Consider the following 11,192-nt stretch of genomic DNA (forward strand, 5'->3'; position numbering starts at 1 on the left):
ACCCTCACTGGGCCGCCTCGCTCAAAAACTTACACCACCTCCTGGGACATCACCCGCCCCTGAGTCTCAAAACTTCTACCGATCAGGCTGGACGCATTGACGGTACACACGGAAGACCTTGCTCAAACCCCGCGCATTCCTTGCGATGACCCTGGCTCTGGCGCGCCACAATCAGCGTCAAAGTCAGGAGCCTTGCCGATGAGTTTCAGCCCACCGTTTTTTGCACCCGTCGTTTTTCATGAGGCCGCCGCCGCGCTGGCCCAGGCGCAGCAGATTTACAGCGCCAGCCTCCAACATTTGCGTGATGCGCTGCAGCGCTTTGTGGCCGGTGAAGACTTCCCGGACAAGGTGCGCGCCTGCTATCCCTTTGTGCGCCTGCGCAGCAACACCAGCCTGCACCCCGACTCGCGCTTGGCCTACGGCTTTGTGGCCGATGCCGGTGTGTTCGAGACCACGCTGACCCGCCCCGACTTGTTTGCCGACTACGACCTGCGCCAGTTCGAACTGCTCTTGGCCAACCATGGCGCGCAGGGCTCGGGCCTGGAAATCGGCAGCAGCAACCAGCCCATCCCTTTGCACTTCGCCATCGGCGAGCAAGAACACATTGAAGGCCAGCTGAGCGCCGAGCGGCGCCGCCTGATGCGCGAGGTCTTTGACCTGCCCGACCTGGCGGCCATGGACGACGGCATTGCCAATGGCACGCAAGACCTGCCCCCCGGCGCGCCGCAGCCGCTCTCGCTGTTCACCGCGCCACGGGTCGACTACTCCTTGCACCGGCTGCGCCATTACACCGGCACCCGCGCCGAGCATTTTCAGAACTTCGTCTTGTTCACCAATTACCAGTTCTACATCGATGAATTCGTGCGCATGGGCCGTGAGTTGATGAGCACAGCGCCCGACCCGGCGCGGCCCAGCGAGCTGGACGACTGCATCGCCTTTGTCGAGCCCGGCAATGTGCTGACGCGCCGCGTCGGCTGCGCGCCCGAGGCCCACGATGCGCTGGGCGCGTCGCCACCGAGGCTGCCGCAGATGCCGGCCTATCACTTGCTGCGACGTGATCGCAGCGGCATCACCATGATCAATATCGGCGTCGGCCCCGCCAACGCCAAGACCATGAGCGACCACATCGCGGTGCTGCGCCCGCATGCCTGGCTGATGCTGGGCCACTGCGCCGGCCTGCGCAACAGCCAACAGCTGGGCGACTATGTGCTGGCCCACGCCTATGTGCGCGAAGACCATGTACTGGACGAAGACCTGCCGCTGTGGGTGCCGATTCCGCCCTTGGCCGAGATTCAACTGGCGCTGGAGCAGGCCGTCGCCGATGTCACGCAACTCAGCGGTTATGAGTTGAAGCGCATCTTGCGTACCGGCACCGTGGCCTCCACCGACAACCGCAACTGGGAGCTGCTGCCGAATGACCGCCACGGCGGCCCCGAGCGCCGCTTCAGCCAAAGCCGCGCCATTGCGCTGGACATGGAAAGCGCCACCATCGCCGCCAATGGCTTTCGCTTCCGCGTGCCCTATGGCACCTTGCTGTGTGTGAGCGACAAACCGCTGCACGGCGAGATCAAGCTGCCCGGCATGGCCGACCAGTTCTACCGCGCTCGCGTCGATCAACATCTGCGCATTGGCCTGCGCGCCGTCGAGTTGCTGCGTACGGGCTCGCTGAGCCAATTGCACAGCCGCAAGCTGCGCAGCTTTGCCGAGGTGGCCTTCCAGTAGAGAATCCACCCCATGCACTTCGACAACCCCACCCTGTTCAATCTGTTGCTGGTGCAGTCGCTGACCTCCAGCGTGCTGCTGTTGATGCTGATGGGCTTGCGCCCCAGCCCCGCGGCACGCTGGGCGCAGGCCTTCATGGGCTTGCAGGCGTTTGCCTGGCTTTGCCTGGCCGCCGTTGACCTCGGCGCTGCGCGGCTGTGGCAGACCTTGGCGATGGCGGGCTTCAGCGCGAGCCTGAGCGCCTTGTGGTGGAGTCTGCAGCTCTGGCTCAAGCCCCAGCCCGGCCGCGCGCTGGCCCTGCTGGCCCCGGTCCTGATGCCCTTGGTCTACGGCTTGCAGTTTGAGGACGCGAGTTTTCGTGTTGCCTGGGCCCAGTTCTGGCTCGCGCTGCAGCTGGCGCAGCTGATGTTCAGTCTGCTGTGGCACCCCAAGGAGGACACTGCGCCGCGCGCGCTGTCAGAAGCCGCGCCTCTTGGCCTGCCTGGCATCGACAACAAGCATTGGCGGATGCTGCTCCTGCTGGCATGCGCGCCTGCGCTGCTGGTGTGCGTCTTGCGTGGTCTTTTGGGCGGCTACAGCAAGAGCCTGCCCAGCCTGTTCTCTGCCGATGCCATCAACACGACTTTGGGACTGGCCGCCTACTGGGGGCTGAGCCTGGCGCTGTTGGCGCTGGTGTTGGCCTGGCGTCATGAGATCGAGGCCGATCTGGCCAAGCTGGCGCAAACCGATGGCCTGACCGGGCTGCCGGACAGCCGCGCTTTTGCCGCCCGCGCGGTCGACTTCATCTCGATGGCGCGCCGCCATCAGGAGCCGCTGGCCATGGTGTTGTTGGACATCGATGATTTGAAGTCCATCACGGCCGAACATGGGCCTCAGGCCGGCGACCGCGCCATGGCCCTGTTCGCCAGTTGCATCCAGTCGCAAATGCGCCTCGGAGACCTGGCGGGGCGTGTGGGGCATGATCAGTTCGGCTTGCTCATGTCGCGCTGCGAAGCGCAAGGGCCGCAGGCCATGGACAAGCGCATGCGCGACGCTTTGACCCAACGCGCCCAGGCCGAACTTGGCTTTGCGCTGAACTTCAGCGGCGGCTGGGCCAAGCTGCGTTTTGGGGATCGCAATATCGAGGACCTGAAGCTGCGCGCCGAGACCGCACTGTATGAAGCCAAACGGGGCGGTCATGGGCGACTCCAAGCCGAGCCCGGTTTGGAGGGTTGAGCCCCACTCAGTTGGCACAGGCTTTGCATAGGACTGGATAGCGCCGTTCATGAGATGGCGCCCTTCTTTTTGCAGCAAAGGCCTCTCCCATGTCGCTTCACTCGGTCAGCACCCTCGCCTCGGCGGCGATCCCGGCACGCATGCAAGCCGCCCAGATGGCGCATGCCATCGCCTGTTCAAGCGTGCCGGCCCCGTCTGCCCGCCGCTCGGTCACGCTGCGCCAGCTTGCATCGCACGAACTGCAGTGGCTGCCCGAGCTTTGCGACTTGTTGATCGACAGCGTGCACCGCGGGGCCAGCCTGGGGTTTCTGGCGCCGCTGTCGCGCTATGCGGCCTTGGAGTATTGGCACGGCGTGTTTGCGCGCCTGGGACCACGCCACAAACTCTGGGTCGCCTGCGCCGATGAGGACCCGCAGGGCCGCCTACTGGGCACCGTGCAACTGTCGCTGTGCCCGCTGGCAAACGCGCACCATCGTGGCGAAGTGCAGCACTTGATGGTGCACAGCCAAGCACGCGGTCAGGGCCTGGCCAGTCGCTTGATGGCCCGCCTCGAGAGCAGCGCGCTCTCCCAAGGCCGTTCCCTGCTGGTGCTGGAAACCCCCAGCGGCTCACAGGCGGAAGCGGTCTATGCCCATTTGGGCTGGCTGCGGGCCGGCGAAATCCCCGACTATGGTGCCTGCGCCGAAGGTCGCTTGCAGGGGGCCGCGCTTTACTACAAACGCCTGCAGCAGCCCTGACACGCGGCCTTACAAGGCCACGCCGCTGGCCTGGCCGCGCCCGCGAGATTTGGCCACGTAGAGCTGCTCATCGGCCGCCACGACCAACTCGGCCTCGACCCGGCCGGGGGTGGGCTGAAGTGTGGCCACGCCGATGCTCATGGTCAGGATCGGTTCCACCCCCGAAGTTGCATGCGGGATATGCGCCGCACGCAAGGCCTGCTCCATCTCATCGGCCAAGGTCAGCGCGCCCTCCAAAGGGGTGTCGGGCAAGATGCAAGCAAACTCCTCGCCGCCATAACGGCTGAGCAGATCAGCGGGCCGCTTGAGCTGTGCTCGCATCACCCGAGCCACTGCCCGCAAGGCCTCATCCCCGCTGTGGTGCCCATAGTGATCGTTGTAGCGCTTGAAGAAGTCCACATCGGCGATCAGCATGGCCAAGGTCGACTTGCTGCGGCGCGCACGCTGGAACTCGGCCTCCAGACGCTCGTCGAAGTAGCGCCGGTTGTAGACGCCGGTCAGGCCATCGATGAACACCATCTGGCGCAGCAAATCGCTCTGCAGCTTCAAGGTCAAGTGGGTCTTGACACGCGCCCGAACGACGGCAGGCGTGAAGGGCTTGGAGATGAAGTCAACCGCCCCCACCTCCAGACCCTGGGTCGCGGCCTGCGTGTCGCTGTGCGCGGTCACAAAAACGACTGGCAAATCCTGCAACAAGGGGTCGGCCTTGATTTGTCGGCACACCTCATAGCCATCCACGCCCGGCATCTGGACGTCCAGCAAGATCAGATCGGGATGCTTCTCTCGGCAGATCGTCAAAGCCTGCGGGCCACTGGTGGCCATGAAGACCTGGTAGTCGCTGGCAAACACCTGATAGAGCGCTTGAATATTGACCGCTTGATCGTCCACGATCAGCAAGCGCGGCTTGCGCCCCAACTGCTGCAAGGCATTGACGGCCTGCATCGCGGGCTCTTGGCTGCTGATGTGCATGCTCATCCGGGTCTTTCCGCCAACTGCAAGAGTCGTTTGCAAATCTGCTGCGCCGCCTCGAAATCCAGCCCCGCAACCGCGGCGTCCAGCGCCTCCAGCTCTGACCCCAAACGCGCGGCATGCTGCTCCCGCAGGCGAGCAAACGCTTCGGTGGCCCCCATATCAAAGCTGCTCAATAGTTGCATGAAATCACTCAAGGAGGTCTTGAACGTCTCCAGACTCGAACTCGCATTCGCTGGAGCGGCCGCTTTCGGCGTCAGATCACAAAGGTCCTGCGCCAGCTTGAGCATATCGCGGCAACCGGCCTGCACCTCGCGTTCCAACTCATCAATCCAGGCCTGCGACAAATTGTCGCCCCGCTTGAGCACCTCTTCGCCTTCCGCACCCCGGGCCGCCATCTGCTCGGCACCGAGCGTGGCGGCCAGACCCTTGAAGGAGTGCAGCGCCATGCCGGCCTCACCTCGCTGCGGCTGCGCCTCGGCCAGCAGCCTGGCCCGCAGCTGGGGTGCGAGTTCGGAGGCCGAAGCGTTGAAGGACTTGACCATGCGCAGGAATAAATCGGTTTTGCCCATGAAGCGGTCCATCGCCGCTTGCACATTGATGCCTTGCGCTGTGCCGCGCTCCAACAGCGACGCGGGCACACTCAAGCTTGGAAACCGCGGGGCGGCCTCGACCGCGCTGACCGGCTGCGCCGGCGCTGGCGCAGATGCAGATGCAGTCCTGCTGGTCAGCCGCAGCAGCAGGGCGACCAGGCGCTCCAGATCAAAGGGCTTGCCCACATGCTCATTCATGCCTGCAGCCAAGCAGGCCTCACGGTCGGAGGCCATGGCATTGGCGGTCATGGCCACCACCGGCAAGCGGGTCAATCTCAACTCGCTGCGAATCAGCCGCGCGGCCGTGTAGCCGTCCATCACCGGCATCTGCATGTCCATCAAGACCAGATCAAAAGGTTGTGCGTCGGCACGCAGCAGGTCGAGCGCCACCTGGCCGTTGTCAGCCAAAGCGACCGTGGCCCCCACATCCTCCAACAGCTCCTTGGCAACCTGCTGATTGTTGAGGTTATCTTCCACCACCAACAAGCGCATGCCTTGCAAGGGCCTGGCGGCCAGACTTGGTGGCGGCTTCAGTGCGACGGCGGGACCGGGCCCCGCCTCTCTGCGCGCTGCATCCACCGCGCCTTGCAACATGGCCGGCGTCAAAGGCTTGACCAAAATGCCACGCCAACCGGCTTGCTCGACATCCCCTCGCTGACTCAGCTGATCCCGGCCGTGCGCGGTCGCCATGGCCAGACACAACAAAGACGGATGTCCGCTCGCGCTTTGCAGTCGCTGCGCAGCATCAAGTTCCTCCAAGCCCGGCATGGGCGAATCCATCAAGAGCAGCTCATAAGGCATGCCATCCTGCTGTGCCTGCTTCAGCTTCGCCGTGGCAGCCTCCGCCGAGCCGGCCAAGCCCACCTGCCAACCCATGCCTTCGGCCATGGCCCCAAGCACCTCCAGCGCAATCGGGTTGTCATCCACGATCAAGGCGCGCAAGCCAGTGCCAGGGACTGCGCTTGTTTCGAGGCCTGATGCGACGGGCAAGGGAGCGTCCCCGACGCGCCCCATCTGCAGCTTGAAAGAGAAGCAGCTGCCCCGCCCTGGCTCGCTTTGCAGGGCCAGGCTGCCGCCCATCAATTGAACCAAACGCTGACTGATGGCCAGCCCCAGCCCGGTGCCCCCAAAGCGACGCGTGGTCGATGCTTCCGCCTGGCTGAAGCCCGAGAAAATATGCTGCTGATGCTCGGGCGCGATGCCGATGCCGGAGTCGCGCACGGCAAACTCCAGCTCGAGATCGCTTTCGCTGATGCGCAGCAGATTGACACTCAACACCACCTCGCCACGCTGCGTGAACTTGGTCGCATTGCCGCACAGATTGATCAGCACCTGTTGCAAGCGCATGGGGTCCGCCATCAGCACCGGCGGCAAGGCGGGGTCCAGGTCGAACAAAACCTCCAGCGGCTTGAGCCCCACATTGGCCGACAGGATCACCGACAGATCGCGCAGCAAGCTGTCGAGATTGAAGGGCTGAGGATCCAGCGTCATCTTGCCCGCCTCGACCTTGGAGAAGTCGAGGATGTCGTTCAGCAAGCCCAGCAAAGACCGTGCTGCGCCTTCGGTTTTGCTGGCGTAGTCCATTTGCCGGTGGGTCAGCGGCGTCTTTTGCAAGAGCTTGAGCATGCCCAAGATGGCATTCATCGGCGTGCGGATCTCGTGGCTCATATTCGCCAGGAACTGGCTCTTCGACCGGGAGGCCTCCTCGGCGGCCTGTGTGGCCAGCACCAAATCGGTGATGTCGATGCGGAAGCCGACGGTGTGGCCATCGGCCATCTTGCGCTCGATGACGCGGATCCAGCGGCCGTCGTCAAGCTTTTGCACCATCAAGGTATTGCCTTGCAGATGGGCCGCCATGCGCTCGCGTACCCAATCTTCGACTCGACCCTGGGCATCGCGGTACTGGCCGCGCAGCGCGCCGCCGCGGATGATGTCCTCAAAGCGCGCACCGGGCACGATCAAGTCGCTGGAGGCGGCATACATCTGCCGGTATTTTTCATTGCAGAACACCAGCCGATCGTCGGGACCGTAGAGCACAAAGGCCTCGCCCACGGCATCAATGGAGCCTCGCAACAGGGCTTCGGCCCGGCGTAACTCGGCCTCGGCCCGGCGCCTCTCGCCCACGTCCATGTAAGTCGTGACAAAGCCACCACTGGGCAGCGGGTTGCTGCGCATTTCCAGGGTCAAGCCATTCGGCCGCTGGCGTTCCCATTGATGAGGTCCGCGCAGGGCTGCTTCTCCATGCTCGCGTGCCAGCGACAGGGCGGCTTCGGTGCTGATCGGACCGTCTTCGCCCCGCTCGGCCATCAGGCGGGCGACCCGCTCGACGGTCAAGATCCCTTGACCCAGAAACTCCGGATCCAGACCATAGAGTTCGGCGTACTTGCTGTTGTAGAGCGTGACCTGAAGCGCCGTGTTGATCAAACTCAGCCCGCAAGGCAGGCTCTCCAGCACCGCTTTGAGCAGTTCCGCGCTGCGACGCTGCTCGTCCTCCAGCTTGCGGCGCTCGGTGATGTCGACATAGGTGGTGACAAAGCCCCCTTCGGGCATCGGTGAGCCGCGCACCTCCAGTGTTCGCCCGTTCGGTCGTGTGCGCTCGAACTGATGCGCGCTCGGGTGCAGCGCACGCTGGACGATCTGATCGATGGTGGACTCAAGATCCGATCCATTGCCGTACTCCCCCCGCGCCGCATTGAAGCGAATGATGTTCTCGAAGCGCACCGGCTGCTCCTCGAACAGATGCGCCGGGAAGTCGAGCAGGCTGAGGAACTGCTGGTTATGCGCCAGCAGCTTCAAGTCCGCATCAAACACGCTCAAGGCACAGGGCAGGTTCTCCAAGACGCTTTGCAGCACTTGGTGGCTGCGCTTGGTTTCGTTCTCAAGCGCTCGTCGTTCGGTGATGTCTTGGTAGGTGCCCACGATGCGCAAGGCACCGCTGTCATCAAACACCGCCTCGCCCACCGAGCGCACCCAGACCTCACGGCCCGTTTCGGTGCGCAGCAGCAATTCCATGTCCCACGAGTCGCCACCGTCCACCGCCCGCTTCAGCGCCTGCGCCAACTTGGTGCTGTCCTCGGCCGAGAAATGGGCCAGTGCGTCTTCAAGCGTAACCAGGCGGTCGAGCGGTATCTCATGCATCTGGTAGGTTTGCGCCGACCAACTGAGCAGGTGGGTCGCCATGTCCACCTCCCAAGCACCCAATTGCGTGAGACGCTCGGCACGGTCCAGCACCATCTGCTTGTGCAGCAGCAATTCCTCGGCCGCCTTGGCGGCGCTGATGTCCAGATGGGTACCGGCGATCCAGGAAGGTTCGCCGTCGGGCGTGCGCTCATACAGCTTGCCCCGCGCGAGCACCCACACCCAATGCCCATCGCGGTGACGCATGCGCAACTCGCATTCGTAGAACTGCGTTTCGGCGAAGAAATGCCGCATCAGCAACTCGCGAGCCTTGTGCATATCGTCCGGATGGCACAAATCAACCCAGGTCTGACCGCTCACCGGCGCGAGCTCGGCCAAAGTCCAACCCAGCATCTCGGCCCAGCGCTCATTGAACCGGGCTTCGCCGGTCTGCACATTCCAGTCCCAGGTCCCGGCATGGGTGCCTTCGATGATGCGATTGAGTCGGGCTTGCTGGTCGGCCAAGGCTGCCGCGGCTCGCTTGGCCTCGGTGACGTCCGTGCGAATTGAGATGTAGCGCTCGATCTGACCCGTCTCATCCAAGACCGGCGCGATGATGCTGTCCACCCAGTACAGTTCGCCGTTCTTGGACCGGTTGCAGACCTGACCATGCCAAGACTGGCCTTGGCTGATTCGAGCCCAAACCGCCGGCCAGAAGTCTGGCCCTTGGGTGCCGGAGTTGATGAGTCGATGGTTACGGCCCAGCAACTCGTCCCGCGAATAGCCGCTGATGCGACAAAAAGCCGCATTCGCATCGACGATCAAGCCTGACCTGTCGGTGACGGACACAATGGCCTGTTGATGGATGGTGTCCAGCAAGGCCTTGTTTTCACTCAGGGCCCGGTCAAGTTGAAGCTGCTTCAGTTTGCTGTCGGTGATGTCCTGGGCAATCTCAATAAAGCCGGCATGGCGACCTTGCTCATCAAACACGGGCTGAATCTCGGCGTCCACCCACAGCTGCCGCCCATCTTTGCTGCGGTACTGTTCCTCCAGGCGCTCACCTTGACGCGCCAGCACCAAACTGGCCAGCCAGGTCCTGCGCTCATCCGCGCGCTGGGCCGTTGTGGCGGTCTGACTGACAGCGCTCAGGCCCAGCAAATCAGCCGGCATCTGACCCAGAGCCTCGGCAGCGCTGTAGCCGGTAATCCGGGTGAAGCCCTCATTGGTCCAGTTGATACGCCCTTGGGTGTCGGACGCGAACACGGCATTGCTGGTGCCTCGCGCCACACGCGCGAGTCGTTCCAGATCGGACGTCATTCGCCGAGCCAGCGCTTCCGCGCGCTCGCGCGCCGTCATCAGCAACCAAACCACCAAGGCCAAAGCCAAGGTCAGCGCGCAACCCGCAATGAAGATCGTGCGCGCCGGGCCTTGATCTATCATGCGATCAAAAGCGGGGGCGCTGCGTGTTTGTAAATGCAAAGCGCGGCCGGCGAATACAAAACTGCGCTCCGCCGAGAAACGCGTTGGCGCCAAGCCAAAGGACGGCCCTGGCGCCGAAGAGGGTGCCCGCACCACCACCACGCTTTTCTGGGCCTCGCCCGACGTGGCATCGAACAGCTCAAAGTCCAGCATCTGGTCGGCCACATCGACCACACCCGCCATCAACTCCTCGGCCACCACCGGCGCATAGACAAAGCCCAGCAAAGCCCGCTGTCTTTGCTCGTCCGTTTGGGGGTCTGATCCGGTGCGATAGATCGGCACGAACAGCAAAAATCCGGCGCGCTTCTGTTCGTCTTGAACCAGGGTGATGACGCCCGATAGGGTGGCCTCGCCACTGCGCATGGCCTGCTCGGCCGCTGCCCGTCGCGTCGGCTCCTGGCCAACGTCAAAACCCAGCGCCTGTCGATTCCTGGCCAAGGGTTCGATATAGCGAATCACAAACAAATCAGGCGTGTCGCCCGAAGTTCGGACCGCAAAATCCTCGGCACCGTCTTGCCGGGCGGCCTTCTCGTAGGCGGGCAGACTTGCACGGTCGACCCGTTCGATAAAGCCAAAGCCGCGCACGCCCGGAAACTCCTGCTCCATATTGCGTGACTCGACATAACGTCGAAACTCCGGCAAACGGACCTGAACGCCGGTGGCGTAGACACCGCGCGCGCCCTTCAAGCCATAGACCAGCATGCGCAAGCGACGCTCAACCTCGGTCTCGATTCGGTCAGACAAACGCTCGAAGCGGGCTTGCGCATCGCGCTGGCTTTGATCCCGCGCGCCTGAGGCCAAACCCAGGCTGAGCAAAAGCCCGCAAGCCACCAGCGCAAACACCACCAACGGCTTCACCAAAGCAGCGCCCTGCTGTCGCCGGTCCGTACCAGTTAGCCGGCCAGCCCGTCGAGTTTGCGGCCTACTTTGCTCTTGCATCATGCACTGCGCACCTGTCGAGCCCAATCCAAGTTGGCCTCAGTCTAGTGCAGCGCCAAGCATTTGAGCGCGACTCTTGGAAAAGCAGTGCTTATTCAAGCTACAGCCCGTGGTGCACGCCGAAGCCAGGGGGCTACAACGAGCGCCAGCAGTCAGATGAACTGGTCACAGCTCCTTCAAGGAACCGCAGGAGTAACCAGACAGCGCAGTTCAGCCGAACAAACTGACGCTTGAATGCAAGAGTAGCTGTGCGGCTGGCATCAAGAAACTTGCTTGCAGCAAAAGCTGCTCGCAATGCAAAACGCCAACCGATGGGTTGGCGTTTGACTGTTTCCGCGAAAACCAGGAGCTGGCTTTCGGTTCTTGTGGTTGCGGGGGCAGGATTTGAACCTACGACCTTTGGGTTATGAGCCCAACGAGC

The 11,192-nt window shown here is 63.3% G+C and carries 5 protein-coding genes; 3 read left to right on the forward strand and 2 right to left on the reverse strand.

Features of this window, described 5'->3' with window-relative positions:
• The first annotated feature begins 198 nt into the window (after positions 1-198).
• The 3 genes from ACOVRJ_RS16885 (at position 199) to ACOVRJ_RS16895 (ending at position 3,674) form a co-directional block, all read left to right on the forward strand.
• A complete protein-coding gene (locus tag ACOVRJ_RS16885; RefSeq protein WP_422044999.1) occupies positions 199-1,722 on the forward strand; it encodes an AMP nucleosidase in 1,524 nt (507 codons plus the stop codon).
• Positions 1,723-1,734: 12 nt separating this feature from the next.
• On the forward strand, positions 1,735-2,937 hold the full coding sequence (locus ACOVRJ_RS16890; RefSeq protein WP_422045000.1) for a diguanylate cyclase domain-containing protein: 1,203 nt from the start codon (positions 1,735-1,737) through the stop codon (positions 2,935-2,937).
• An 89-nt stretch (positions 2,938-3,026) separates the two neighbouring features.
• Positions 3,027-3,674 carry a GNAT family N-acetyltransferase gene (locus ACOVRJ_RS16895; RefSeq protein ID WP_422045001.1) on the forward strand — a complete coding sequence of 216 codons (648 nt, stop codon included), beginning with the start codon at positions 3,027-3,029 and terminating at the stop codon, positions 3,672-3,674.
• 9 nt (positions 3,675-3,683) lie between these two features.
• Here the strand turns inward: ACOVRJ_RS16895 and ACOVRJ_RS16900 are convergent, their stop codons facing one another.
• Entirely contained in the window at positions 3,684-4,649 is a 966-nt protein-coding gene (locus ACOVRJ_RS16900; RefSeq protein ID WP_422045002.1) for a diguanylate cyclase, read from the reverse strand.
• Positions 4,646-10,690, reverse strand: coding sequence for a PAS-domain containing protein (locus ACOVRJ_RS16905; RefSeq protein ID WP_422045003.1), 6,045 nt, complete (start codon positions 10,688-10,690; stop codon positions 4,646-4,648). The genes ACOVRJ_RS16900 and ACOVRJ_RS16905 overlap by 4 nt, the downstream gene beginning before the upstream one ends.
• Positions 10,691-11,192: the final 502 nt, after the last annotated feature.

Origin of the sequence: Roseateles sp., from assembly GCF_049240545.1 — a bacterium.
Lineage (GTDB): Bacteria > Pseudomonadota > Gammaproteobacteria > Burkholderiales > Burkholderiaceae_C > Paucibacter_A.